Genomic DNA, 24,958 nt, shown 5'->3' on the forward strand with positions numbered 1-24,958 from the left:
CGTGGGCGAGACGGCGTGGCTCCGGCATGGGGCTTCCCCCGGACCCTTCGCTGGCGCGGCTCCATATGTGCCGGGTCTCGCGTCAGGGCCCCTTGTGCGCGCCGCGTTTTCCGGCTCGTCATGCAGCCGCGGCCGGTTCGATGCCGCGGCGGCCGGGCAGGCGAGTGGCCGGAACGGCGCCGGCGGGCCGGACCGCAGGGAGTGGAGAAACGGCAATGGCGGATCGCGGCGACGACGGGCGGCGGATCGTGCTCGACTGGGGCACCAGCAGCTTCCGCGCCATGCTGGTGGACGGCGACGGCCGGGTGCTGGAGCGGGTGGACACCGGGGATGGCATCGCCACCGTGGCGGACCGCGACTTCGCCGCCGTGCTGCGCCGGGCGCTGGAGCCCTGGGGCGACCGGGCGCGCGGCTTGCCGATCCTGGCCGCCGGCATGATCGGCAGCCGCAACGGCTGGGTGGAGGCGCCCTACGTCGCCCTTCCCGCGGGCGCCAGGGAGCTGGCCGCGGCGGTGCGGCGGGAAGAGGTGCCGGAACTGGGCACGATCCGCTTCATCCCCGGCTGCACCGACACCGCGGTTGAGCCCTTCCCGGACGTGATGCGGGGCGAGGAAACGCAGCTCCTGGGCTTCGGCCTCGAGCGCGACATGGCGGTGGTGCTGCCCGGCACGCACAGCAAATGGGTGCGGGTCGGCGGCGAACGGATCCGGCGCTTCCGCACCTTCGCGACCGGGGAGCTCTTCGCCCTGCTCTCGCAGCACGCCTTTATCGCGCGCGGGGCGGAAGCGCCGGCGGAGCCCGACGAGGCCGCCTTCCGGCGCGGCGTCGAGGTGGCGCTGGCGGGCGAGGGCGGGCTGCTGGCGCGTCTCTTCACGGTGCGCGCCGGCTGGCTTTCGGGGGGGCTGCGGGCGGCGGAGATGGGGGACTACCTGTCGGGCCTGGTGATCGGCGCGGAGTTCCGCGAGGCGCGCGACATGGGCTGGTTCGCCCCTGGCGAGGCGGTGGGCGTGATCGGCGGTGCGGCGCTGGCCCGGCGCTACGCCCTGGTGGCGGAGATGATGGGCCTCAGGCCCGAGCCCGGGCCGGAGGACGCCGCGTTGCGCGGCTGCCTGCGGGTCGCGGCAGAGATGGAAGGAATGGCGTGATGCTGCGTTTCGAGGATGCCCTGCGCGAGATGCCACTGATCGCGATCCTGCGGGGCCTGCGCCCCGAGGAAGCGATCGCGGTGGGCGACGTGCTGTTCGAGGCCGGGTTCCGGGTGCTGGAAGTGCCGCTGAACTCGCCCGAGCCGTTGCGGAGCATCGCCGCCCTGGTGCGGCACTTCGAGGGCCGCATGGTGGTGGGCGCCGGCACGGTGCTGGACGCGCGCGCGGTGGCCGACGTGGCGATGACGGGCGCCAAGCTGATCGTGTCGCCCAACTTCGACGCGGGCGTGATCAAGGCCACCAAGAGCAGCGCCATGGCCTCGGCGCCGGGCGTGGGCACGGTGACGGAAGCCTTCGCGGCGCTGGCCGCGGGCGCGGACGTGGTGAAGCTGTTTCCGGCCGAGATGATGCCGCCGGCCGTGGTCAAGGCGATGCGGGCGGTGCTGCCGCGCGAGGCGAATCTTTGCCCGGTGGGCGGCATCACGCCCGACAACATGGCAGGCTTCCGCGCCGCCGGGGCGAACTCCTTCGGCATCGGCTCGGCACTGTTCAAGCCGGGCATGACGCCGGCGGAGGTGGCAGCCAGCGCCGCGCGCTTCGTGGCGGCGGCGCGGGCCTAACCGCCGGGAACCGGGCGGGCAGCGGGGGCCGCCCGTTTCGGCCGGGCTGAGCCGGCGTGCCCCGGCCTCGCCCGGTGGCCTGTTCCAGTGGTCTGCCTTCTGAAGTCTGTCCCTGGAGTCTGCCCAGGGAATTTCATCCGGAGGATTTTACCCAGGGGATTTCACCCAAGGGATTTTGCCGCGGCGGCACGCGAACGGCGCGCCCTCCCCTTTCCGGACTACAGCATCTCCAGCCGCCGCTTGTGGCGCGGCGGTGGAAAGGCGGCGTCGAGTTCGCGCAGGTCCGCTTCCTCCAATCGGAGTTCCGCTGCCAGGGCGTTGTCGCGCAGGTGCTCGGGGTCGCCGGCCTTCGGGATGGCGATCACGCCCGGCTGCCGCAGCGCCCAGGCCAGCGCCACGCGCGCCGCGGACACGCCGTGGCGCCCGGCCACCCGCAGCAACGCCGGGTCATGCAGCAGCGCGCCGCCCTGCCCCACCGGCGAATAGGCCATCACCGGCATCCGCCGCGCCGCGCAGAAGGGCAGCAGGTCGAACTCCACGCCACGCGCCTCGAGATTGTAGAGCACCTGGTCGGTGGCGCAGTCCGCCAGCGCGGGGCCGAGTTCCTCCAGGTCGTCGACGTCGAGGTTGCTCACCCCCCAGCGGAGGATCTTGCCCGCCGCGCGCAGCTGCTCGAAGCCCGCCACCGTGTCGCGCAGGGGCACGCTGCCGCGCCAGTGGAGGAGGTAGAGTTCGATCCGATCGGTGCGGAGGCGCCGCAGGCTCGCCTCGCAGGCCGCGGCCATGCGCGCGGGCGAGGCGTTCTGCGGATACACCTTGCTGACCAGGAAGACCTCGTCGCGGCGGCCCTCGATGGCGGTGGCCACCACCTCCTCGGCACCGCCCGAGGCGTACATCTCGGCGGTGTCGATCAGCGCGAGGCCGAGATCGAGCCCCAGCCGCAGCGCCCGCGCTTCCGCCGCGCGGTCCGCGCCGCGCTCGCCCATGTGCCAGGTGCCCTGGCCCAGCACCGGAACGGCGGTGCCGTCGGCGAGGTCGAGTGTTCTCATGCGGGCCCTCCTCAGCTTCGGCCGCAGCAGGATCCGGCGTCGCGGCGGCACCGGCGCTTCTCGTGGCGAAGCCGTGGGGGCTGCGCTACATCAGCGCCCATGCTTCCGTCCCGTCTCGCCCCGCTCGCGATCCTGCTGCCGTTGTTGCCTGTGTTAAGCGGCGCAGCGGCGGCGCAGTTGCCGGGCGGCAGCGCGGGGCGCGACGTCGAGCACGCGATGGAGGAGATCGGCTCCTGGCTGCTCAGCTGCACCGCCGACCCGATGACCGACCGCAGGACCTGCCGCCTCATGCTGCGGCAGCCGGCGGTGCCGGCGACGTTGGGACAGTCGGCGCTGACGCTGGAGGTGCTGCGCCGGGGCGATCGCGCGGTGCCCGCGGTCACGGCGCGCGACCTGACGCTGGAAGGGATCGGGCGCGGGCTGCTGGCCTTTACCGGCACGGCGCAGCTGCGCTTTCCGCCGAATAAGCTGTTCGAGATGCCCTGCGCGCTGGAAGGCCGCTCCGTGGTCTGCGCCCCGCACGACGAGGACTCCCCCCGCGCGGCGGCGGAGCTGGCGGCCGCCGACCGGGCGCTGGTGCGGATCGTGGGGCTGGTGCCGGGCGAGTCCGACGGGGTGGCGCCCACCGAGCTGCGGCTGCGCGACACGGGTGAGGCGGTGGCGCGCTGGCGCGCCCGGTCGCCGCAGGACGAGGCGGGCGCCGGCGCGGGGTTCGACCTGCGCAACCTCCTGGGCCGGCTGCTGCGCTTCCTGAACGGCTGAGCGCGGCCGATGGCGATCGACGAGTTCGACCGGCGCATCCTGGCGGTTCTCCAGCGCGACGCCACGCTGCCGGTGGCGCGGGTGGCGGAGCTGGCGGGGATGTCGGCCACGCCCTGCTGGCGGCGCATCCAGAAGCTCGAGCAGTCGGGGGTGATCCGCAAGCGCGTGGCGTTGCTGGACCGTGCCAAGCTGAACGTCGGGGTGACGGTGTTCATCGCCATCCGCACCAGCCAGCACAATGCGGAGTGGCTGGAGCGCTTCCGCCGCGTCATCGCCGACATCCCCGAGATCGTGGACTTCCACCGGATGAGCGGCGAGATCGACTACCTCCTGCGCGCCGTGGTGCCCGACATCGCCGCCTATGACGGGGTGTACAAGCGGCTGATCGCCGGGATCGACCTGACCGACGTGACCTCGATGTTCGCCATGGAGGAGCTCAAGAGCACCACCGAGGTGCCACTGGGCTATGCCGGAGGGAAGGAGGAGCAGGGCTCCTGAGGCCCCTCCCCCTGAAGCAGGTCCCTCGAGGCGGGGCTCCCTGAGACCGGGGGCCCTGAAACTGGGGCCCCTGAGGCCAGGTCGTCCGAGGCCGGGTGGTCCGTGGCTGGGTGGTCCGTGGCCAGGGCCGAGTGCCTTCCCATCTGCGGTGGCGAGCCAAGCCGGCGGCGCTCCTGCCATGCGCGAGGCGTCAGGACCGAACCCACGGGCAGCGCGAATCCTGACTGGAACGGGTTTACGCCACGGCCTGGTTTCACAGCATCCACGTTCCGACGTCGCGATGGAGGAGCAAAATCAATCCCGATTGCTGGCTGAAAGCGGAATGGATGTTCGCCCGGACGCCGTCTTCGGCTCAAACCGGGAAACACCTCGCGCTCCGGGCTTCCTAGTCTCGCGCCAAGGCCGACGCCCTCGCAGCGGGGTTCGGGCCAGCGCAGACACGGACCCGCCCCCATGCTCATCCGCCCGCCCCGTACCACGCTCGACACGCTGCTGGCCGAGGTGGCGCTGGCGGTCCGGGCACCGCTGGCGGCGCGGCCGGCGGCGGTGGCCGAGGCGATCGGCGCGCACCTGCACGACGCGCAGCTGCTGATCGGCCGCGACCTGCCAGGCTCGGCCGAGCGCTACGTGCGCCACCTGCTGCATTCCGACCCGGCGGGCGGCTACGCGGTGGTGGCGCTGGTGTGGCGGCCGGGGCAGATGAGCCCGATCCACGCTCACCGCACCTGGTGCGCGCTGGGCGTTCATGCCGGCACGCTGACCGAAAGCTTCTTCGACGTGGCGCACGAGACCGCCGAGCCGGTCACCACCGCGACGGCGCTGCGCCGCCCAGGCGCGCTGAGCCACGGCGGGGCCGATCCGCGTTGCGCACACCGGCTGGCCAATCTCGGCTGCACCGAGGCGGTGTCGATCCACTGCTACGGCGTGGGTTTCGAGCGGTTCGGCGAGGGCGTGAACCAGGTTTACGCGGCCTGAGCTGACCGAGGTTTGAGGAAGCAGCGCCCGGGCGGGTGACGCCCGGGCTGGTGGAGGTCCGGCTGGCATCGTCCGGCTCGCTGGCATCCCGCCCCGTGGTCCGCCCGAAGGGCTGCGCCCCGGTCCGTCGGGGCCCGTCCGGCACGCGGCCGCGCCAACCCCTTGCCCCTTTCCAGGCGCCGGGTTCCCCGGCGCGTCCTGCACCGGGCGCGGGGCAGGCGGCCGAGACCGGGCGGCCCTGCGGTGTTGACCCCCCCTGCCGCAGTTGCGAAACACGCCCGGCCCGCCGGCGTGCCGGGGTGGCGCCGTGCAACCACATCGCGACAAGAGGACGAATCCACGCCATGCGCGACAAGGGCGAGTACCTGTTTACCTCCGAATCCGTTTCGGAAGGCCACCCCGACAAGGTCGCGGATCGCATCAGCGATACCGTGCTCGACGCGTACCTGACGGCCGACCCGTATTCCCGGGTGGCCTGCGAAACGCTGGTCACCACCAACCGCATCATCCTGGCCGGCGAGACCCGCGGTCCCGGCACGGTGACGCCGGAATACCTGATGCACCTCGCCCGCCTCGCGGTGGAGGATATCGGCTACGACCAGGAAGGCTTCTCCTGGAAGAACGCGCATGTCGAGTGCCACCTCCATGCGCAGTCCGCCCACATCGCGCAGGGCGTCGATGCCGCGGGCAACAAGGACGAGGGTGCCGGCGACCAGGGCATCATGTTCGGCTTCGCCTGCACCGAGACGCCCGAGCTGATGCCGGCGCCGCTGTACTACGCGCACCTGATCCTGCGCCGCATCAACGAGCTGCGCCGCAACAACGACAAGTCCGTGGCGGGGCTGCTGCCCGACGCCAAGTCGCAGGTCACGCTGCGCTACGTCGACGGCAAGCCGGTGGGCGCGACCTCGGTGGTGGTGTCGACGCAGCACCAGGAAGGCCTGGACCAGGCCGCCATCAAGGCGATGCTCAAGCCGCTGATCGCCTCGACCCTGCCTGAGGGCTGGATGCCGGGCGATGACGAGATCTACGTCAACCCGACCGGCACCTTCATCATCGGCGGCCCGGACGGCGACTGCGGCCTGACGGGGCGCAAGATCATCGTGGACACCTACGGCGGTGCGGCCCCGCACGGCGGCGGCGCCTTCTCGGGCAAGGATCCCACCAAGGTGGACCGCTCGGCCGCTTATGCCTGCCGCTACCTCGCCAAGAACGTGGTGGCCGCCGGTCTCGCTGACCGTTGCACCATCCAGGTCTCCTACGCCATCGGCGTGAGCAAGCCGCTGTCGGTCTATTTCGACCTGCACGGCACGGGCCGCGACGTGGACGAGACCAAGCTGGCCAAGGTGGTCAACGAGATGGTCAACCTGTCGCCGCGCGGCATCCGCGAGCACCTGCACCTCAACCGGCCGATCTACGTGCCGACCTCGGCCTACGGCCATTTCGGCCGCACGCCGGACGAGGAGCGGGGCACCTTCACCTGGGAGCGGACCGACCTCGCCGCCGACCTCAAGCGCGCCTTCGGCCGCTGAGATGAGCACGGGCGCCGGAGGGGGCACCGGGCACGGGGCCGCCCCCGGTGGCCCGGCCAGGAACGAGCTGTCGGGGGCGCAGGCGTCCGGCAGCCCGATGAGCCACGGGGATGCGGACGTGTCCCCGGGCCTGGCACAACAGGGCGAGGCGCCACCGAAGGCCGGGCCGCACGGCCCCGGCCCGGTGGAGGGCGTGCCGAACCGGCTGTACGGCCGCAGGCGCGGCCACCCGCTGCGCCCGCGGCAGGAACGGCTGCTGGAAGACGCGGCGCCGCGCTTCTCGGCCGATCCGGCGGGGCTGGGCGATCCCCCTGCCCTGTTCGCGAAGCCGGTCGGCGAGGTCTGGGCCGAGGTCGGCTTCGGCGGCGGCGAGCATGCCGAGGCGCTGGCGCGCGCCAACCCGGATGTCGGGCTGATCGCCTCCGAAGTCTTCGAGAACGGCATCTGCGCGCTGCTGTCGCGCCTCGTGCCGGATGGCGAGGAAGCCACCGCCCCTGCGCTGCCGAACCTGCGGCTTTGGACGCGCGACGCCCGGCACCTGCTGGCGGCGCTGCCCGAGGGCGGGCTGACGCGGCTCTACCTGATGTTTCCCGACCCCTGGCCCAAGGCGCGGCATGCCAAGCGCCGCTTCGTCCACCCGGCGGCGATCCCGCTGGTGGCGCGGGTGCTGCGGCCGGGCGGGGAATGGCGCATGGCCAGCGACCACCCGATCTACCAAGCCTGGGTCGAGGAGGTCTTCGCGGCGCAGGAACTGTTCGAGCCGGTGCTGGACGTGTGGGAGCGCCCGGAAGGCTGGCCGCCCACGCGCTACGAGGCCAAGGCGCACCGCGAGGGACGGCACCCGCGCTACTGGATCTGGCGCCGCCGCTGAGCGCCGCGGCGGGGCCGGTCGTTCCGCCCCGCGACGCAACATCCCGGTTTCGCCCGGCGTTGAGCCCGCGTTCCGCGGCTGGCGGAACCAGGCCGCTCGCAAGAACGCGGCACCCGGCGAGAAGAAACGTTCCTGCAGCCACAGGAATGATCCCATGCCCCTCCGTCGCCGCCACCTTCTCGGGTCCGCCCTCCTGCTCGCGGGCGCGTCGCTGCTGCCCCGCCCGGCCGGGGCGGCACCAGGGCGGACCGTGTTCGTGCTGAACGGGCCCAATCTCGACCTCCTGGGACAGCGCCAGCCGGAGCTTTACGGCCACCGGACGCTGGCCGACGTGGAAAAGCTGTGCCGCGACGCGGCGGCCCGGCTGCGGCTGGAGATCGTGTTCCGCCATACCAACTCGGAAGGGCAGCTGGTGGACTGGATTCACGAGGCACGCAGCGGAGCCGCGGCCATCGTCATCAACCCCGCCGCCTATGCCCATACCTCGGTGGCGGTGATGGATGCGCTGGAAGCCTGCGACATGCCGAAGTTCGAGGTGCACATCACCAACACCTTCCACCGCGAGTCCTTCCGCCACACCGACTACGTCGCCCAGGCCGCGACCGGCGTCGTGGATGGGCTGGGCATCCAGGGCTACGCGCTGGCGCTGGAACGGGTGGCGCAACTGCTCGAACACAAACAGTGACGCCGACGGTCGGGTGGCGACGGGCCGGCCTTTCCCCCGGCGAAACGCCTGAAGCGACGCTTCACCGGAGGACACGGCGATGACCGGCAGCACCCCACGGCAACAGCTCTTCCTGAACACCGTGATCCTGGGCGGTTCCGCCGAAGGCAAGCTGCGCGCCGCGCACGAGGCGGGCTTCGACGCGGTGGAGCTCTGGGACCGCGACGTGACCGGCGAACTCGGCGGCCCGGCCGGGGCGCGCGGCGTGCTGCGCGGGCTGGGGATGCAGGTCACCGATTATCAGGTGCTGCTGAACTTCGACGGCACGACGCAACGCGCGGCGAAGCGGGCCGAGGCGCTGGAACTGCTGGAACGGATGGCGGAGGTCGGGGCGCCGATGCTGGTGGTCTCTGCCAGCTTCGACGAGCACGCCGGCGGCAGCCTGGCGCGGATTGCCGAGGACCTGGACTGGATCGCCGCGGCGGCCGGACAGCGCGAGCTGCGCGTCGCCTACGAGCCCATGGCCTGGAGCCGCTGGGTCTCGACCCTGCCCGAGGCGGCGGCGCTGTTGGCGCGGGTGAACCGGCCCAACCTGGGACTGGTGGTGGACAGCTTTCACCTGCTGCTGCGCGACCGTCCGGTGGAAGAGGTCGCGGCCATCCCGGCGGAGCGCATCTTCCTCGTGCAGCTGGCTGACAGTGCCCTGCGGCCGGGGGAACGCGACCTCACCGCGGAGGCGTACATGCAGCAGGGGCGCCACGCCCGGCTCCTTCCGGGCGAGGGCTGCCTGCCGGTGCGGGCGCTGGCGGAGGTGCTGCGGGGCGGCGGCTATGCCGGGCCGGTGGGGATCGAGGTGTTCAACGACCGGCTCTCGGCGGCCGATCCGGCAGTGGTGGCGCGCGATGCCATGGCCTCGCTGCGGCGGCTGGGCTTCTGAAGCGCGCCCTGTGCCCTCGCACCTCAGGAAGGCCGGGCCGGGCGTGCTTTGCCCTTGCGATCGGGAAACGGGCATCCTACATGAAGCGCGTTGACAATCCGCCGAGATCAGGGGGGTGGCCTTCGCGGGCCGCCTTTTTTTATTGCCAAATCCTGACGACACCGACCGCGACGACGCCGACGAGGCGCCGGAGAACCTCGACCTCGCCGGAGGTCTGGAGGCACGGCTGGCGCGCGCCATCGAGCCGGTGCTGACCAGCATGGGCTACGAGCTGGTGCGGGTGCAGGTGAGCGGCACGCGGACGCCGACGGTGCAGATCATGGCCGACCGGGCCGATGGCGCGCTGATCGGCGTCGAGGATTGCGAGGCGATCTCCCACGCCGCCGGCGCCGTGCTGGACGTGGAGGACCCCTTCACCGGGGAATGGAACCTTGAAGTGTCGTCCGCCGGCATCGACCGGCCGCTGACGCGCACCAAGGACTGGGTCCGCTTCGCGGGCCACCTGGCCACGGTGGAGATGCTGCTGCCGATCGAGGGCCGCCGCCGCTGGAAGGGCAAGATCCTCAGCGCCGACGACGCGGCCGTGGTGCTAAGGTTGGAAGAAGGCGGCGAGGTGACGCTTCAGCGCGACACCATCCGCCGCGCCAAGCTGGTGCTGACCGACGAACTGATCGCCGCCACGGCGGTGAATGCCCCCGAGGGCGGCTCGGGCGCGGAGGAGGCCGGGGAGGCCGATGCCGGGCCGGACACCGCCCCCGGGGCGAAGCCTTACGCGAAGAGGAACTGACGCCATGGCCCTGGACGCCTCCGTCCTTCGCCCGGAACTGCTGCAGGTTGCCGACGCCGTCGCGCGCGAGAAGATGATCGAGCGCGACGAGGTGCTCGAAGCGATGGAGCAGGCCATCCAGAAGGCGGGCCGTGCGAAGTACGGCGCCGAGAAGGACATCCGCGCCACCATCGACCGCCGCTCGGGCGAGGTGAAGCTGAGCCGCTGGACCGAGGTGGTCGACGCGGACGCCGTCGAGAACGAGGAAACGCAGATCCCCTTGCGGATCGCGCTGAAGTTCCGCCCCGGCATCTCGGCCGGCGAGTTCATCGTCGACCCCCTGCCCCCGATCGACTTCGGCCGCATCGCCGCTCAGACCGCCAAGCAGGTGATCGTGCAGCGCGTGCGCGAGGTCGAGCGCAAGAAGCAGTTCGACGAGTACAAGGACCGCGTCGGCGAGATCATCAACGGCGTCGTCAAGCGCACCGAGTACGGCAACCTGATGGTGGATCTCGGCCGCGCCGAGGCGCTGCTGCGCCGCGACGAGACCATCCCGCGCGAGGCCTTCCGCAACGGTGACCGGGTGCGCGCCTATATCTACGACGTGCGCGAGGAAACCCGCGGCCCGCAGATCTTCCTGAGCCGCACGCATCCGGGCTTCCTGGCGAAGCTCTTCGCGCAGGAAGTGCCCGAGATCTACGACGGCATCATCGAGATCAAGGCGGTGGCCCGCGACCCGGGCTCGCGCGCCAAGATGGCGGTGATCTCGCGCGACAGCTCCATCGACCCGGTCGGCGCCTGCGTCGGCATGCGCGGTTCGCGCGTGCAGGCCGTGGTGGCGGAGCTGCAGGGCGAGCGCATCGACATCATCCCCTGGTCGCAGGACCCCGCCACCTTCCTGGTGAACGCCCTGGCGCCCGCTGAGGTGACCAAGGTCGTGCTCGACGACGAGGGTCGCCGGGTTGAAGTGGTGGTGCCCGATGACCAGCTTTCGCTTGCCATCGGGCGTCGCGGCCAGAACGTCCGCCTCGCCTCGCAGCTGACCCGCTTCGACGTGGACATCCAGACCGAGGCCGAGGAAAGCGAGCGCCGGCAGGAGGAGTTCCGCAAGAACACCGGCCTGTTCGTCGAGGGCCTCGACGTGGACGACGTGATCGCCGGCCTGCTGGTGACCGAGGGCTTCACCTCGATCGAGGAGATCGTCGACACCGCCGACGAGGAGCTGGCGGAGATCGAGGGCTTCGACGAGAGCGTGGCGCAGGAGCTCAAGCGCCGCGGCATGGAGTGGCTCGAGCGCCGCGACAACGAGCTCGACGAGAAGCGCCGCGCGCTGGGCGTCGACGATGCCGTGGCCGAGGTCGGCGGGTTCAGCCCCGCCACCCTGGTCACGCTCGGCGAGAAGGGCATCAAGACGCTCGACGACCTGGGCGACCTCGCGTCCGACGAGCTGATCGACATCCTCGGCGAAGGCAGCGTCGACGAGGAAACCGCCAACGCCATCATCATGGCGGCCCGCCAGCACTGGTTCGACGGCGAGGAGGGCGAGGCTGCCGATGCAGCCCCGGCCGACGCCGGCGAGGCATCCAGTGAGGAGACAGACAACGCTTCCCGTACCGCACCATGATGCGCCCCATGACCCAGAACTGACGGGGCCGCCCGCCGCCGCTTCCCCCACCGGGGGAGCGGCCGCCTCGCGGCCGCGTCCGGCCGACGAGGAAGGGCAGCCCGATCCCGAGGAAAAGGGCCCGCTGCGCCGCTGCGTCGCAACGCGCGAGAGCCTTCCGAAGGAGCGCATGATCCGCTTCGTGCTGGGCCCAGGCCGGGAACTCGTTCCGGACCTGAGCGAACGGCTGCCCGGACGGGGAATGTGGTTGAGCGCCCGTCGCGATGTGCTAGAAGCCGCCGTGAAACGCGGCGCCTTTGCCAGGGCGTCCCGTGGGCAGGTTCACCCGCCCCCCGACCTGAGCATGCGGATCGAGGCCGGTCTGCGGTTGCGGGTGCGGGATCTCGTCGGTTTCGCGCGTCGCGCCGGGCAGGCGGTATGCGGCTTCCAGCAGGCGCGGGAATGGCTCCAGGCCGAGCGTGCCGGCGTGGTGGTGCAGGCGTCCGACGGCAGCGCGAACGAGCGCGCACGCCTGGTCGGAGCACGAGGTGTCCCGGTGGTCGCTGCCCTGACGGCAGCGGAACTCGGGGGTATTTTTGGACGAGACCACGCGGTTCACGTGGCCGTCGCGAAGGGCCGTCTGGCCCAGGAGATCGCGCGGGAGGCTGCCCGTCTGGGAGGCTTCACCAGCGCCGTGGAGAGTTTGCGTGGCTGACGAGAATTCGGGTGCAGGCGGCGGGCCGACGATGAGTGACCAGAACGACAGTGATGCGGCAAAGGGACGGCTGAGCCTTCGGCCCGGTGGGCGGATGGAGCTCGGCAAGACCGAGAATGCTGGCAGCGTCCGCCAGTCCTTCAGCCATGGCCGATCCAAGACCGTGCAGGTCGAGGTGGTGAAGAAGCGCGCGCCCGGCCCGACGCCGGCGGCGGCCAGCGGCCCCCGCCCGGCCGCGACCGGCCCGCGCCCCGGTGCCGGCGGCCGCCCCGCCGCGACCGGTCCGCGCACCGGCGGCGGTGCCGCGGCGAGCACGGCCGGCCGGCCGCTGACCCAGGGCGAGCAGGCCAACCGCCTGCGCGTGCTGGAAGAGCAGCGCCGCCTGGAAGCGCAGCGTCAGCGCGACGAGCGTGAGCGCCAGGCGCTGGCCATCCGCTCCGCCGCCGAGGAAGCGCAGCGCCGCGCCGCCGAGGACGAGGCCCGTCGCGCCGCCGAGGAAGAAAGCCGCCGCCAGGCCGAGGCCGCCGCGCGCCGCGCCGCCGAGGACGAGAAGCGCCGCGCCGCCGAGGCAGCGGCCGCCGCTGCTTCCGCCGCGGCAGCGCCCGCCCCCGTGGCCGCCGCACCCGCCGCCCCGGCGCCGGAGCCTGCCCCGGTCCGTGCCCCCGCCCCCGCGCCGGCCGAGCCCGCTTTCAACCGCGCCCCTCCGGCGGCACGTCCGCCGATGCGCGATGCCCCGGCCCGCGAAGGCTATGGCCGCGACGACGCGCGCGGTCCGTCGCGCGACTACGGCCGTGACCGTGACGGCGGCGCCCCGCGTGGTGGTGCCGGCGGCTACGCCCCGCGTCCGGCCGGTGGTGCCGGCGCCGGTGGTGGCTACGGTGCGTCCCGTGGCCCCGGTGGTGCCGGTGGTGGCTACGCCGCCCGCGGTCCCGGCGGCGCCGGTGGTGCCGGCGGCGGCTACGGCGCGCGCGGTGCCGGCGGTGCCGGTGGCGGTTACGCCGCCCGTGGTCCCGGTGGCGCTGGTGGTGCGGGTGGCGGCTACGGCGCGCGTGGTCTTGGTGGCCCCGGCGGTGCCGGCGGCGGCTACGGCGCGCGCGGTCCCGGCGGTGCCGGTGGCGGTTACGCCGCCCGTGGTCCGGGTGGCGCCGGCGGTGCTGGTGGCGGTTACGCCGCCCGTGGTCCTGGTGGCGCCGGCGGTGCTGGTGGCGGCTATGGCGCGCGTGGTCCCGGCGGCGCTGGTGGTGCTGGCGGCGGCTACGGCGCGCGCGGTCCCGGCGGTGCCGGTGCGCCCCGCCTGTCGCTGGGCGTTCCGGCGCCCGCGGAGGACATGGGTGAGCGTCGCCTGCCGACGCGCCGCCCCGGTGCGCCCGCCGGCGGTGCGCCCGCGACGGCACGCCGCGCGGCCCCGACCCCTGCCCGCAAGCCCCCCGTCGGCGGTGACCGCAAGCGCGAAGGCCGCATCGACGTCCAGGCCGCGATCGAGGGCGAGGACGATCGTTCCCGCTCGCTCGCCTCGGTGCGTCGTGCCCGTGAGCGTGAGCGCCGTCAGCAGGAGCTGGCGCGCCTCCGCTCCGATGGTGTGAAGGTCGTCCGCGACGTCACCATTCCCGACGTGATCACCGTGCAGGAACTGGCGAACCGCATGGCCGCCCGTGGCGGCGAGGTGGTGAAGTCCCTGTTCCGCATGGGCGTCATGGCGACGCTGACGCAGAGCATCGACGCCGACACCGCCGAGCTGGTGGTGGAGGAGTTCGGCCACCGCGCCCGCCGCGTCAGCGAGAGCGACGTGGAGCTGGGCCTGGAAGGCGGCGTGGACCAGGACGAGGAGCTGCTGCCCCGTCCGCCGGTCGTGACCATCATGGGCCACGTCGACCACGGCAAGACCTCGCTGCTCGACGCGCTGCGCAAGACCGATGTGGCGGCGCGCGAGGCTGGCGGCATCACGCAGCACATCGGCGCCTACCAGATCACGGTGCCCGACGGCTCCAAGGTGACGTTCATCGACACGCCGGGCCACGAGGCCTTCACGGCGATGCGCGCCCGCGGTGCCTCGGTGACCGACATGGTGGTGCTGGTGGTGGCGGCCGACGACGGCGTCATGCCGCAGACGATCGAGGCGATCCGCCACGCGCGGGCGGCCGAGGTGCCGCTGATCGTGGCGGTCAACAAGATCGACAAGCCGGGCGTGAACCCCGAGCGCGTGCGCAACGAGCTGCTGCAGCACGAGATCGTGGTGGAATCGCTGGGTGGCGAAACGCAGGAGATCGAGGTTTCGGCGCTCAAGGGCACCAACCTCGACAAGCTGCTGGAAGCCATCTCTCTGCAGGCCGAGCTGCTGGACCTGCGTGCCAACCCCGATCGCGCGGCCGAGGGCACCGTGATCGAGAGCAAGCTGGACAAGGGCCGCGGCCCGGTGGCCACGGTGCTGGTCCAGAAGGGCACGCTGCGCCAGGGCGACATCGTGGTGGCCGGCACCGAGTGGGGCCGCATCCGCGCCGTGGTCGACGACAAGGGCCGCCAGATCAAGGAAGCCCTGCCGTCGGTGCCGGTGGAGATCCTGGGCCTGTCGGGCGTGCCGTCCGCCGGTGAGAACTTCGTGGCCGTCGAGGACGAGGGCCAGGCCCGCGAGGTCAGCGAGTTCCGTCAGCGCAAGGCGCGCGAGAAGCAGGCGGCCGCGATCAGCGCGGCGCGCGGCACCCTCAACGACATGCTGGCGCGCATCCAGGCGGGCGAGCAGAAGGAGGTGGCCGTCGTCGTCAAGGCCGACGTGCAGGGTTCCGCCGAGGCTCTCGGCGTCACGCTGGGCAAGCTGAGCCGCGACGAGGTGAAGGTCCGCACGCTGCACAGCGGCGTGGGCCAGATCACCGAGAGCGACATCCAGCTCGCCAAGGCGTCGGATGCCGTGGTGGTGGCCTTCAACGTCCGCGCCACGACCCAGGCGCGCGAGCTCGCGACGCGTGAGGGCGTGGAGATCCGCTACTACTCGATCATCTACGAGGTGGCCGACGACATCGAGAAGCTGGTGCGCGGCAAGCTCGCCCCGATCCAGCGCGAGAAGTTCCTGGGCTACGCGCAGATCCTGCAGGTGTTCGAGGTCAAGCGCCTCGGCAACATCGCGGGCTGCCGCGTGACCGAGGGCGTGGTCAAGCGCGGCGCGGGTGTCCGCCTGCTGCGCGACGGCGTGGTCATCCACCAGGGCACGCTGTCGACGCTGCGTCGCTTCAAGGACGACGTGCGCGAGGTCGCCAACGGCTACGAGTGCGGTATGTCCTTCTCGAACTACAACGACATCCGCGTGGACGATCAGATCGAGTGCTACGAGACGGAGACCGTCGCCGCCGTGTAAGCGGCGACACCGTCACGATCCTGAACAGGGGCCTCCGCGGGCAACCGCGGGGGCCTCGATCCATTTCGGGCCACCGCGTGGCCCCCTGACACTTCCCCGGGTCCTTCCCGGTGCGATCTTTGTGGAACAAACACCATGAGCAACCGACCAGAGCGCCGCGGCGGCGCCGATGCGGGCCCTTCCCAGCGGCAGCTGCGCGTGGCGGAAGAAATCCGTCATGCCCTTTCGGCCGTGCTGATCCGCGGCGACGTGCGCGACCCGGAACTGGCCGAGGCGCGGGTGACCGTGACGGAGGTCCGCGCCTCGCCCGACCTGAAGCACATGACGGTGTTCGTGTCGCGGCTGGGCAAGACCGCCGACAAGCCGCTGCTCGATGCGCTGAAGCGCTCGCAGCCCTGGCTGCGGACGCAGGTGGCCAAGGCGGTGCGGCTGCGCGTGGCCCCGGAATTGCACTTCCAGCCCGACACGGCGCTGGACCACGCGATGCACATCGATGCTCTGATGCGCCGGCCCGAGGTCGCGCGCGACCTCGGAGTCGGAACCAGGGCGGCCGGAACCAGCCCCGAAGCCGAGAAGGACGACGACGCGTCGTGAAAGCCGCACCCGCCCCGCAGCACACGCCCATCCCGCCCGAGGGCGCACCGGTGATCCGCACCATCGCCATGCCGGCCGACACCAACCCGGCGGGCGATATCTTCGGCGGCTGGCTGATGGCGCAGATGGACATGGCCGCCGGCAACGCCGCCGCGCGCCGGGCCCGCGGCCGCTGCGCCACCGTGGCGGTGGACGCGATGAGCTTCCATTCGCCCGTGAAGGTCGGCGACGAGGTGAGCCTCTACGCGCAGATCCTGGCCGTCGGGCGCTCCTCGCTGCGCATCCGCGTCGAGGCCTGGCGGCGGGAACGGCACAGCGAGGAACGCAACCGCGTGACGGAAGCGGTCTTCACCTTCGTGGCCCTGGATGAGGATGCGCGCCCGCGCCCGGTTCCGGCCGAGGGGAGCTGAGGCAGCTTCAACCGGAGGCGCTTCGGCTTGCGGTGACCGGTGCCTGTTGCCGGAGCGTTGGCACTGGTGTGGCAGCCCCGGGGAAGGGGAGAAGGAATTCTCCCCCTCCCCGGACCCCTCCGCCCTCATCTTTGTTTGCGACGCTGCCGCGGGAACGTGGCTAACGGCGTGCGCTCCGGCTCATGGAGCCGGAGCGGGGGACGCTTCAGCGAGCACTGACAAGGTGTGTTTTCAAGTTCCGAAACTGGCGCGGCCACCGTTCCGCGACCGGCCTCAGCCGCCCCGCGGCTGCGTCCCAGAAGAAGATGAGTGGGGGTCCGGGGGCGAGAATTCCTTCTCTCTCCCGACCGGCGCCGCCGCAGCCGCATAGCATGACCGCGCACAGCGCCCCTTCCCCCGCCGCCCGGACGTGCTAGGACGCGCGCCACGCCGCGATCGTGCCGGGCCGATGGTTCCAGGCCAGCCGCGCGCACGGAAATCCCGCCATCGCAGGATCGGCCGCGTTAACCTTCGCCCACCTCCTCCGGCTCACGGAGGCTGGGCCGCGGGTGGCGGCCGCGTTTCGCGCGTGGCGGCAGATCAGAGGACACAGTGGCATGGCAGCGGAGCAGCGGGGACCCCATCGCGGGCACCAGGGGGGACGCCCCGGCGGCGGCCGTCCGGGACAGCGGCAGGGTGGGTTCCGCAAGCCCAAGGGCCGGCCGCTGGATGGCTGGCTGATCATCGACAAGCCGTCGGGCATCGGTTCGACCGAGGTCGTGAACCGCGTCAAGCGCGCCTTCAACGCCCAGAAGGCGGGCCATGGCGGCACGCTGGACCCGCTGGCCACGGGGCTGCTGCCGGTGGCCTTCGGCTCCGCCACCAAGACGGTGCCCTACGTCATGGACGGCACCAAGACCTATACCTTCACGCTGCGCTTCGGCGAGGCGCGCGACACCGACGACGCCGATGGGCAGGTGATCGCGACGGACGACAAGCGCCCGACCGACGACGAGATCCGCGCGGCGCTGCCGCAGTTCCGCGGCGACATCATGCAGGTGCCGCCGGCCTATTCCGCGCTGAAGGTGGACGGGCAGCGCGCCTACGATCTGGCGCGTGAGGGCAACGCCCCGGTGCTGATGCCGCGCCCCGCGCGGGTGGACCGCTTCGACCTGATCGAGCGTCCCGACGCCGACACCGCCGTCTTCGCGGTACAGAGCGGCAAGGGCGTGTACATGCGCTCGCTGGCCCGCGACATCGCGCGCGCGGTGGGCACGGTGGGGCATATCGTGGCGCTGCGCCGGCTGCGCGTCGGGCCGTTTCACGAAACGCACGCGGTTTCGCTTGACAGCGTCACCGTAACGGGCGATGGCCCCGCTCCTTCCCCGGATCTTCTGCTTCCCGTCATGACCGCGCTGGCCGACATCCCGGCTCTGGCCGCGACGGAAGCCGAGGCCGCCCGCCTGTCGTTCGGCCAGGACATCTCCCTGGTCGAGTTCATGGGCCGGGTTCCCGACGGCGCCAACCCCGATGGCGGGCTGGTGCGCGTGGTGACGGGGGGGCGCCTGGTGGGGCTGGCGATGCTCGGGGACGGACATGTCCACCCGGAGCGCTGGCTGATCCGGAGCGAACCCGTTCACGACCAGACAGAAGGTTGAACCGATGTCGATCACTGCCGAGCGCCGCAGCGCGCTGATTTCCGAGTACGCCCAGGCCCCCGGTGACACGGGTTCGCCCGAGGTGCAGGTCGCGATCCTGAGCGAGCGCATCGCGAACCTGACCGAGCACCTGAAGACCCACGCCAAGGACTTCCACAGCCGCCGCGGGTTGCTGGTGCTGGTCGGTCAGCGCCGTGGCCTGCTGGACTACGTGAAGCGCAAGGACAAGTCGCGCTACGAGAGCCTGATCGGGCGTCTCGGCCTGCGTCGCTGATTGCGTATCGCGGGGGGCCCCGGCCTCCCGCGCCTGGCTGCCGGGCCGAGCCTCCTTCGTGGCGGTGGGCCCGGACGGCACCGGGGGCGCTGCGCCTCCCCTTTCCCGTGAGCAGGTGAGCCAGGAATGGCTTCCACGTCGCCCCGTATCCGCGGGCGCGCCATTGCGCGCCGGGTGCTCGCGGCGCTCTACCTGATCGCCGGGGTGTTCCACCTCCTCACGCCCGGCACCTTCCTGCTGATCATGCCGGACTGGGTGCCCTTCCCGCGCCAGGTGATCCTGGCCACCGGCGCCTGCGAGTTGCTCGGGGCCACGGGGCTGCTCACCCGCCGCCTGCGCGCCGCGGCGGGGGTCGCGCTGGCGCTCTACGCCGTGTGCGTCTTCCCGGCCAACATCAAGCACGCCGTCGAGGGTATTCCCGGCGCCGCCGTGCAGCTTGGCTGGTGGTACCACGCGCCGCGCCTGCTGCTGCAACCCGTGCTGGTGTGGTGGGCCCTCTTCGCGGGCGAGGTCACCGATTGGCCTTTCGGGCGCGCCGGCCGGCGGTCATCGCCGTAGCGTTCCGCAGGACCTTCTTTCACGCACCCGCCTGCCCGGACGCCGTTCCATCAATCCCGGGCGCGACGCCGGCAGAGGCCGAGGCCTCCGCCCGCCGGCCTCAGCTGCAGGTGGGGCGGCCGAGCGTCGCGGCGATTTCCGCGATATGCTCCGGCCCGACGCCGCAGCAGCCGCCCAGGATGCGGGCCCCGCGCCGGTACCAGTCGGCCGCGCAGCCGCCATAGGTGTGGGTGTCGAGATCCTCACGCAGCTTGGACAGACCGGCATTGGCCTGCGCCTGCGCCGTGCGCGGCGGAAAGGCATTGGCGTAGACGCCGACGGGGATGTCGCTGCCTGCCAGCGCCGATACCGCGGCGTCGACCGCCGCGCCCATCACCTCCGGCCGGGAACAGTTGAACAGCAGCGCCGCGACGCCCAGCGCGCGCATGGCCGCCGCCGCCTCGGCCACCGGCTCACCGGAGCGCAGGCACGGGATGGCGTCGGGCTCGTCGTCCTCGATCGTGAAGGACACCCAGACCGGCTTGCCGGTGCCGCGTACGGCGTGGCAGGCGGCGGTGGCCTCGGCGACGGAGCCCTGGGTCTCGGCCAGCCACAGGTCCACGCTGGGCGCCAGCGCCGTGACCAGCACCTCAAGCAGGGCGGGGGCGCGGGCGGGCTCGAACAGGTCGGGGCGGTAGGAACCGAAGAGCGGCGGCAGCGAGCCCGCAACGCGGGTGCCGGGCGCCTCGTCGGCGGCCTGCCGCGCCAGGGTTCCAGCCAGGGCGGCGAGGCGGGCGCCGTCGGTGCGGAAGCGCTCCTCGCCGATGTGGAAGGGCACCACGGCGTAGCTGTTGGTGGTGATGACCTCGGCGCCGCCGGCGATGAACTGGCGATGCGCTTCCAGCACCGTGTCCGGCGCTTCCATCAGCGCCAGGGCGGACCACTCCGGCTGGCGGAAGGGCGCGCCGTTGCGGGCGAGCTGCCGTCCCATGCCACCGTCGAGCACGATCGCGTCGCGCATGCGGGCGCTTCCTTCTACTGCCAGCGGTTCAGATGGGTCGTGACGAAGCGGCGGCAGCGCTCCGAGACCGGGTCGCCGAAGACCTGCGCGGGGGGCCCGGCTTCCTCGACCTGCCCGTCATGGAGGAACACCGCCTTGGACGACACCTCACGCGCGAAACCCATCTCATGCGTCACGATCAGCATGGTGCGGCCTTCTTCCGCGAGGCCGCGGATCACCCGCAGCACCTCGCCCACCAGCTCGGGGTCGAGGGCGGAGGTCGGCTCGTCGAACAGCAGCGCGCGCGGGCGCATGGCCAGCGCCCGGGCGATGGCCACACGCTGCTGCTGCCCGCCCGAGAGCTGCGCCGGCCAGGCGTCGCGCTTGGCGGCCAGGCCCACCTTTTCCAGCAGCGCCTCGGCCTCGGCCACGCATTCGCGGCGGGGGCGCTTCTGCACGTGGACGGGGGCCTCGATCACGTTCTCCAGCACCGTGCGGTGAGACCAGAGATTGAAGCCCTGGAACACGAAGCCGATCTCGGTGCGCAGCCGGCGGATGCGGGCCTCGTCGGCGCGCGTCGGGCGGCGGCCGGTCAGCACCACGGCGTTGTCGCCCACCCGGATTTCGCCGTGGTCGGCGGTTTCCAGGAAGGGGATGCAGCGCAGCAGCGTGCTCTTGCCCGAACCGCTGGCGCCGATGATCGCCACCACGTCGCCGTCGCGCGCGTCGAGGCTGACGCCGCGCAGGACCTCGTGCGTGCCGAAGCGCTTGCGGATGTCGCGCAGCCCGATCGCGGGCGTGCCAGTCGCCGGCGTACTGGTGGCGGGGGTCGCGGTGCGGGGGTCGGATGCGCTCACGTCGTGGCCTTCGCGCGATGGGGGTTGAGCCAGCGCTCGAGCAGCCAGACGAGGCGCGACAGCAGAAAGGTCAGAACGAGGTAGATCGCCGCCGCGCAGAGGAAGACCTCGATCGTGCGGTAGGTCTCGGAGATGATGGCGCGCGCGGTGCCGGTCACCTCCAGGAGTGTCACGATGCTGGCCAGCGAGGTGGACTTGCACATCGAGATGATCTCGTTGCCGTAGGCCGGCAGCGCCTGGCGGATGGCTAGCGGCAACACCACGCGGCGCAGGGCGAGCGTGCGCGACATGCCGCAGACCCGCGCGGCCTCGACGGCACCGCGCGGCACGGCGCGCAAGCCCCCGCGCAGGATCTCGGTGGTATAGGCGGCCTCGTTCAGTGCCAGGGCGATCAGGGCGCAGGCGTAGGGTTCGCGCAGGATGGGCCAGAGGATGCTGTGTCGCACCGCCGGGAACTGCCCCAGCCCGTAGTAGATCAGGAAGATCTGCACCAGCAGCGGCGAGCCGCGGAAGCAGAAGACGTAGAAGCTGACGAAGCCGGCGCCCAGGCGCCCCGTGGCGCGCAGCCCCGACAGCAGCAGCGCCAGGATGCCGCCGCACAGCAGCGACAGGGCGGTGAGCTGCAGCGTCATCGGCAGCGCGGCCAGCAGGCGGGCCATCGTCGCGCCGAGAAAGGCGAAGTCCATGCGTCAGCGCACCCGGTTCAGTGGCTTCGGGCGGCGGGCTGGCCGCGCATCGTCCACCACTCGGCCGCGCGGAACACCAGGCCCGAGCCGGTGGTGATGGCGAGGTAGATCCCGGCGCCCACGGCGTAGAACAGGAAGGGCAGCTGGGTGGAGTCCGCCGCCACGCTGATCTGGCGCAGCGTTTCCACCACGCCGGTGACCGAGACCAGGGCGGATTCCTTGATCACGTTCTGCCACTGGTTGCCCAGCGCCGGCAGGGCGGTGCGCAGGCCTTGCGGAAAGATCACGCGGCGGAACAGCAGCCAGCGCCCCATGCCGGCGACGCGGCCGGCCTCGATCTCGCCCTTGGGGATGGCGTGATAGGCGCCGCGCAGCACCTCGCCCTGCCCGGCCCCGGAGATCAGCCCGATCGCCAGGGCACCGGCCAGGAAGCCGTTCACCTCGACACCGCCCGGGCCCATGCCGAAGAACTGCGCCAGCGCCGAGACCGCCTGCCGCCCGCCGAAGTAGAAGAGGTAGATCACCAGGAGGTCCGGCACGCCGCGCATCACCGTGGTGTAGCCCTCGGCCAGCCAGCGGATCGGCTTCGCCCCGCCGAGCTTGGCCCAGGCGCAGAGCGTGCCCAGCACCGCGCCGATCGCGAAGGCGCAGACCGAAAGGATCGCGGTGGTCAGCGCGGCGCGGAGCAGCACCGCGCCCCAGCCTTCCGGGCCGAAGCCCAGGAGGGTCAGGGCGCCGTCATCCATCAGCGAGGCTCCATCAGCGGCGACCCGTCACCGCCCACTCACATCGGCGGGGTGATGTCGTAGCCGAACCACTTCATCACCAGCGTCTTGAGTGTGCCGTCGGCATGGACCGCGCGGATGGCCTTGTCGAAGGCGTCCTTCAGCTCCGGGTCGCCCTTGCGCAGCCCGATGGCGCTGCCCTTGCCTAGCAGCCCGCCGCGGAAGCCGTAGCCGGTCATCACGATCTCGCCGTTACCCTTCTTGACCTCGCTCACGAGGTTGGAGCCGGACGCCATCACGGTGTCCAGCCGCCCGGCCTTGAGGTCGAGCATGGAGCCCGCGGCCGTGGGATAGGTGCGGATCGTGGCCGCGTCCTTGAGGTAGTTGTTCAGGAAGTCCGCCTGGATGGTGGAGACCTGCACGCCGATCGTCTTGCCCTTGAGCTTGGTGGAAAGGTCGGCGATCGCGGGCTTGGTCGCGGCCTCGTCGTCCAGCTGCACGACCTTGCCCTCGCCCGGCAGCGGGCCGAAGCCGCTGTCCTTGGTGACCACGAAGGTGGAGGGGCTGCTGACGTAGGGGATCGAGAAGGCGATCACCTCCTCGCGCTTGGGCGTGATCGACAGCGCGTCGATGATGGCGTCGAACTTGTTGCCGGTCAGGCCGGCGATGATGCCGTCCCAGTCCTGGGCGATCAGCTCGCAGCGGATGTTCATGCGCTTCGACAGCTCGGCCAGCAGCTCCGGCTCGAAGCCGGTCAGCGCGCCGCTGGGCGAGGTCATGTTGAAGGGCGGGTAGCCGCCTTCGGTGGCCACGCGAATGGTGGTCCACTCCTTGGCGCGGGCCGGGCGGACGGCGCCCGCGGCCAGGGCCACACCGCCACCCAGGGTGGCACGCAGGAAGGACGAACGGCTCAGCGTCATGCTCATGCTCCTTTTGGGGGGCGGGCCGCGCGGGCGATCGGGGCCGGGGCGCGGGGTGGTGGATCCTGGCGGAACAACAGGTCGCGCGGCCGTGACGGCCACTCTTCCGGTTGCGAATAAATGAAGTTTCGCTCCGCCGGAAGGGTGGGTTCGGTGGCCGGCACCGGGACGGGGTGCGGCCATGCCCGATGCGGCGGCATCCGGGGCGTGGCTGGCGCGGAAACGGGCGGCCAAGGGGGTGTGCGGAGCCCGCGCCTGCCACGGCAGGGCCCAGCCGCGCCGGCATCAGAAAGTATGTTTTCGCGCAAAAAGGCTTCGCAAGAGAACATCGACGCGGTCTTGGCGCTGGCGCCGTGCCGAGCCTTCGCGCTACTGTCACACAGTTGTAAAAAACCGAAGACGTGGCGGCCCTGCCCGACCACGCCACCCCAGGGAGGTTTCCGATGATGCGACGCCGCTCCGTCGCCGCCGGCGCGCTGGCGCTGGTCGCAGCGCCTGCCGTGCTGCGTAACGCCCATGCCCAGGGGAGCGCCCCGGGAACCGTCTCGGGCAAGACCACCATCCAGTTCTGGCACGGGCTGACGCAGCCGCTGGGCGGCATTCTGGAAGGGCTGGCGAAGGAGTTCAGCGACAGCCAGGGGAACTACGCCGTCGAGGCCAGCTTCCGCGGCAGCTATCCCGAAACCATGGTGGCCGCGATCGCCGCCTTCCGCGCCAACAGCGCGCCGCACATCGTGCAGATGTTCGAGGTGGGCACCGCCACCATGATCGCCGCCGGCCGGGCGGTGAAGCCGCTGCACGAGCTGATCCGGGAGACCGGCGTCGCGATCGACACCGACGACATCATCCCGCCGGTGAAGGGCTACTACGCCCTGGCGGACGGGCGGCTGATGTCGATGCCGTTCAACAGCTCCACCGCCATCACCTATTACAACAAGGACGCCTTCCGGAAGGCGGGGCTCGACCCGGACAAGTTCCCCGCCACCTGGGAAGGGGTGGAGGCCGCGGCGCGCAAGCTCAAGGCCGCGGGCGTGGCGACGCCGGTCTCGACCTCCTGGCCCACCTGGCTGCACGTGGAGGAGCTTTCGGCCATCCACGACGTGCCGCTGGCGACGCAGCAGAACGGCTTCACCGGACTCAATGCCGAGCTGACGGTCGACAACCCGCTGGTGCGCAAGCACTGGGCGAACCTGGCGAAATGGCAGAGCGAGGGGCTGTTCCGTTACGGCGGCCGTGATGCCGCGGGGGATTCGATCTTTCCGGCGGGCGAGGCCGCGATCACCTTCGCGTCCTCAGGCATGCGGGCGCGGGTGGTCAAGGAAGCGCAGTTCGACTGGGGCGTGGCGATGCTGCCCTTCTACGAGGGCACCTCGCCGCGCAACAGCATCATCGGCGGCGCCTCCTTCTGGGCCATGAACAAGGGGCCCAGCGCCGGCGCGACGGGTGGCCGCACGCCGGCGGAATGGAAGGCGGTGACCGAGTTCTACCGGTTCCTGAACGAGCCCGAGCGGGCGGCGAAGTGGCACCAGGACACGGGCTACGTGCCGGTGACCAAGAAGGGCTACGAGCTGACGCGCGCGAGCGGCTTCTACACGAAGAACCCCGGCGCCGACGTGCCCATCGAGCAGATGCTGCGCGGCGGCGACACCACGCCCAACACCCGCGGCATCCGCCTCGGCGGCTTCCCCGAGATCCGCACCATCATGGCGGAGGAGATGGAGCGCACCTTCCAGGGCGCGCAGACGGCGGACCAGGCGCTGAGCAACGCCCAGCGGCGCGGCAACACCGTGCTGCGCAACTTCGAGCGCGCCAACAAGGCCTGACGGCACTTCAGG

The 24,958-nt window shown here is 71.9% G+C and carries 25 protein-coding genes; 19 read left to right on the forward strand and 6 right to left on the reverse strand.

The genetic code is table 11. The features are described from left to right. Positions 1-215 precede the first annotated feature (215 nt). Positions 216-1,145, forward strand: a complete 930-nt coding sequence (locus tag ACFFGY_RS03775) for a 2-dehydro-3-deoxygalactonokinase (protein ID WP_377043051.1) — start codon at positions 216-218, stop codon at positions 1,143-1,145. Then, complete coding sequence (locus tag ACFFGY_RS03780; RefSeq protein ID WP_377043052.1) at positions 1,145-1,765, forward strand: 2-dehydro-3-deoxy-6-phosphogalactonate aldolase; 621 nt, start codon at positions 1,145-1,147, stop codon at positions 1,763-1,765. The genes ACFFGY_RS03775 and ACFFGY_RS03780 overlap by 1 nt, the downstream gene beginning before the upstream one ends. A 218-nt stretch (positions 1,766-1,983) precedes the next feature. On the opposite strand, the gene ACFFGY_RS03785 is transcribed toward ACFFGY_RS03780, so the two are convergent. Beyond that, complete coding sequence (locus ACFFGY_RS03785) at positions 1,984-2,814, reverse strand: aldo/keto reductase (RefSeq protein ID WP_377043053.1); 831 nt, start codon at positions 2,812-2,814, stop codon at positions 1,984-1,986. A 99-nt stretch (positions 2,815-2,913) separates the two neighbouring features. Here ACFFGY_RS03785 and ACFFGY_RS03790 point away from each other — a divergent pair, with 99 nt between their 5' ends. The 16 genes from ACFFGY_RS03790 (at position 2,914) to ACFFGY_RS03870 (ending at position 18,956) form a co-directional block, all read left to right on the forward strand. Further along, complete coding sequence (locus tag ACFFGY_RS03790) at positions 2,914-3,576, forward strand: hypothetical protein (RefSeq protein ID WP_377043054.1); 663 nt, start codon at positions 2,914-2,916, stop codon at positions 3,574-3,576. A 9-nt stretch (positions 3,577-3,585) separates the two neighbouring features. Continuing rightward, complete coding sequence (locus ACFFGY_RS03795; protein WP_377043055.1) at positions 3,586-4,074, forward strand: Lrp/AsnC family transcriptional regulator; 489 nt, start codon at positions 3,586-3,588, stop codon at positions 4,072-4,074. A 453-nt stretch (positions 4,075-4,527) separates the two neighbouring features. Further along, positions 4,528-5,049, forward strand: a complete 522-nt coding sequence (locus tag ACFFGY_RS03800; RefSeq protein WP_377043056.1) for a cysteine dioxygenase family protein — start codon at positions 4,528-4,530, stop codon at positions 5,047-5,049. A gap of 344 nt (positions 5,050-5,393) precedes the next feature. Further along, entirely contained in the window at positions 5,394-6,581 is a 1,188-nt protein-coding gene (metK, locus tag ACFFGY_RS03805; protein ID WP_377043058.1) for a methionine adenosyltransferase, read from the forward strand. A 97-nt stretch (positions 6,582-6,678) separates the two neighbouring features. Further along, the gene (gene trmB / locus ACFFGY_RS03810) at positions 6,679-7,452 is read left to right on the forward strand and encodes a tRNA (guanine(46)-N(7))-methyltransferase TrmB (protein ID WP_377043059.1); all 774 of its coding nucleotides are present in this window, start codon (positions 6,679-6,681) and stop codon (positions 7,450-7,452) included. Between the two features lie 154 nt (positions 7,453-7,606). Further along, complete coding sequence (aroQ, locus tag ACFFGY_RS03815; RefSeq protein ID WP_377043060.1) at positions 7,607-8,137, forward strand: type II 3-dehydroquinate dehydratase; 531 nt, start codon at positions 7,607-7,609, stop codon at positions 8,135-8,137. Positions 8,138-8,216: 79 nt separating this feature from the next. Beyond that, the gene (locus ACFFGY_RS03820; RefSeq protein ID WP_377043061.1) at positions 8,217-9,053 is read left to right on the forward strand and encodes a sugar phosphate isomerase/epimerase family protein; all 837 of its coding nucleotides are present in this window, start codon (positions 8,217-8,219) and stop codon (positions 9,051-9,053) included. A gap of 142 nt (positions 9,054-9,195) precedes the next feature. Beyond that, positions 9,196-9,840 (forward strand): ribosome maturation factor RimP, encoded by a 645-nt coding sequence (gene rimP, locus ACFFGY_RS03825; RefSeq protein ID WP_377043062.1) that lies wholly within the window; start codon positions 9,196-9,198, stop codon positions 9,838-9,840. 4 nt (positions 9,841-9,844) lie between these two features. Then, the gene (gene nusA / locus ACFFGY_RS03830; protein WP_377043063.1) at positions 9,845-11,443 is read left to right on the forward strand and encodes a transcription termination factor NusA; all 1,599 of its coding nucleotides are present in this window, start codon (positions 9,845-9,847) and stop codon (positions 11,441-11,443) included. Positions 11,444-11,462: 19 nt separating this feature from the next. Next, positions 11,463-12,137 carry an RNA-binding protein gene (locus ACFFGY_RS03835; RefSeq protein ID WP_377043202.1) on the forward strand — a complete coding sequence of 225 codons (675 nt, stop codon included), beginning with the start codon at positions 11,463-11,465 and terminating at the stop codon, positions 12,135-12,137. Positions 12,138-12,168: 31 nt separating this feature from the next. Next, a complete protein-coding gene (gene infB, locus ACFFGY_RS03845; RefSeq protein WP_456316144.1) occupies positions 12,169-15,483 on the forward strand; it encodes a translation initiation factor IF-2 in 3,315 nt (1,104 codons plus the stop codon). Positions 15,484-15,618: 135 nt separating this feature from the next. Continuing rightward, entirely contained in the window at positions 15,619-16,077 is a 459-nt protein-coding gene (gene rbfA, locus ACFFGY_RS03850) for a 30S ribosome-binding factor RbfA (RefSeq protein WP_377043064.1), read from the forward strand. A 68-nt stretch (positions 16,078-16,145) separates the two neighbouring features. Further along, positions 16,146-16,487, forward strand: coding sequence for an acyl-CoA thioesterase (locus ACFFGY_RS03855; RefSeq protein ID WP_377043203.1), 342 nt, complete (start codon positions 16,146-16,148; stop codon positions 16,485-16,487). Positions 16,488-17,083: 596 nt separating this feature from the next. Beyond that, on the forward strand, positions 17,084-18,124 hold the full coding sequence (truB, locus tag ACFFGY_RS03860) for a tRNA pseudouridine(55) synthase TruB (RefSeq protein ID WP_377043065.1): 1,041 nt from the start codon (positions 17,084-17,086) through the stop codon (positions 18,122-18,124). Positions 18,125-18,128: 4 nt separating this feature from the next. Then, complete coding sequence (rpsO, locus tag ACFFGY_RS03865) at positions 18,129-18,398, forward strand: 30S ribosomal protein S15 (RefSeq protein WP_377043066.1); 270 nt, start codon at positions 18,129-18,131, stop codon at positions 18,396-18,398. A 126-nt stretch (positions 18,399-18,524) separates the two neighbouring features. Further along, positions 18,525-18,956: a DoxX family protein gene (locus ACFFGY_RS03870; protein WP_377043067.1), complete on the forward strand. Its 432-nt coding sequence runs from the start codon at positions 18,525-18,527 to the stop codon at positions 18,954-18,956. A 100-nt stretch (positions 18,957-19,056) separates the two neighbouring features. Here ACFFGY_RS03870 and ACFFGY_RS03875 read toward each other — a convergent pair whose 3' ends face one another. From ACFFGY_RS03875 to ACFFGY_RS03895, 5 genes are read right to left on the reverse strand one after another with little or no spacing between them, the layout of a single operon-like run. Further along, a complete protein-coding gene (locus tag ACFFGY_RS03875) occupies positions 19,057-19,956 on the reverse strand; it encodes a homocysteine S-methyltransferase family protein (protein WP_377043068.1) in 900 nt (299 codons plus the stop codon). 14 nt (positions 19,957-19,970) lie between these two features. Continuing rightward, positions 19,971-20,792 (reverse strand): ABC transporter ATP-binding protein, encoded by an 822-nt coding sequence (locus ACFFGY_RS03880; RefSeq protein ID WP_377043069.1) that lies wholly within the window; start codon positions 20,790-20,792, stop codon positions 19,971-19,973. Then, positions 20,789-21,478: an ABC transporter permease gene (locus ACFFGY_RS03885; protein WP_377043070.1), complete on the reverse strand. Its 690-nt coding sequence runs from the start codon at positions 21,476-21,478 to the stop codon at positions 20,789-20,791. Before ACFFGY_RS03885 ends, ACFFGY_RS03880 begins: the two co-directional genes overlap by 4 nt. A gap of 17 nt (positions 21,479-21,495) precedes the next feature. Continuing rightward, positions 21,496-22,224, reverse strand: a complete 729-nt coding sequence (locus ACFFGY_RS03890; protein WP_377043071.1) for an ABC transporter permease — start codon at positions 22,222-22,224, stop codon at positions 21,496-21,498. Between the two features lie 38 nt (positions 22,225-22,262). Then, positions 22,263-23,123 carry a transporter substrate-binding domain-containing protein gene (locus tag ACFFGY_RS03895; protein ID WP_377043072.1) on the reverse strand — a complete coding sequence of 287 codons (861 nt, stop codon included), beginning with the start codon at positions 23,121-23,123 and terminating at the stop codon, positions 22,263-22,265. A gap of 443 nt (positions 23,124-23,566) precedes the next feature. Here ACFFGY_RS03895 and ugpB point away from each other — a divergent pair, with 443 nt between their 5' ends. After that, positions 23,567-24,946: a sn-glycerol-3-phosphate ABC transporter substrate-binding protein UgpB gene (gene ugpB, locus ACFFGY_RS03900; protein ID WP_377043073.1), complete on the forward strand. Its 1,380-nt coding sequence runs from the start codon at positions 23,567-23,569 to the stop codon at positions 24,944-24,946. The last annotated feature ends 12 nt before the right edge of the window (positions 24,947-24,958 follow it).

It is taken from the genome of Roseomonas elaeocarpi (assembly GCF_042433915.1).
GTDB classification, from domain to species: domain Bacteria; phylum Pseudomonadota; class Alphaproteobacteria; order Acetobacterales; family Acetobacteraceae; genus Roseomonas; species Roseomonas elaeocarpi.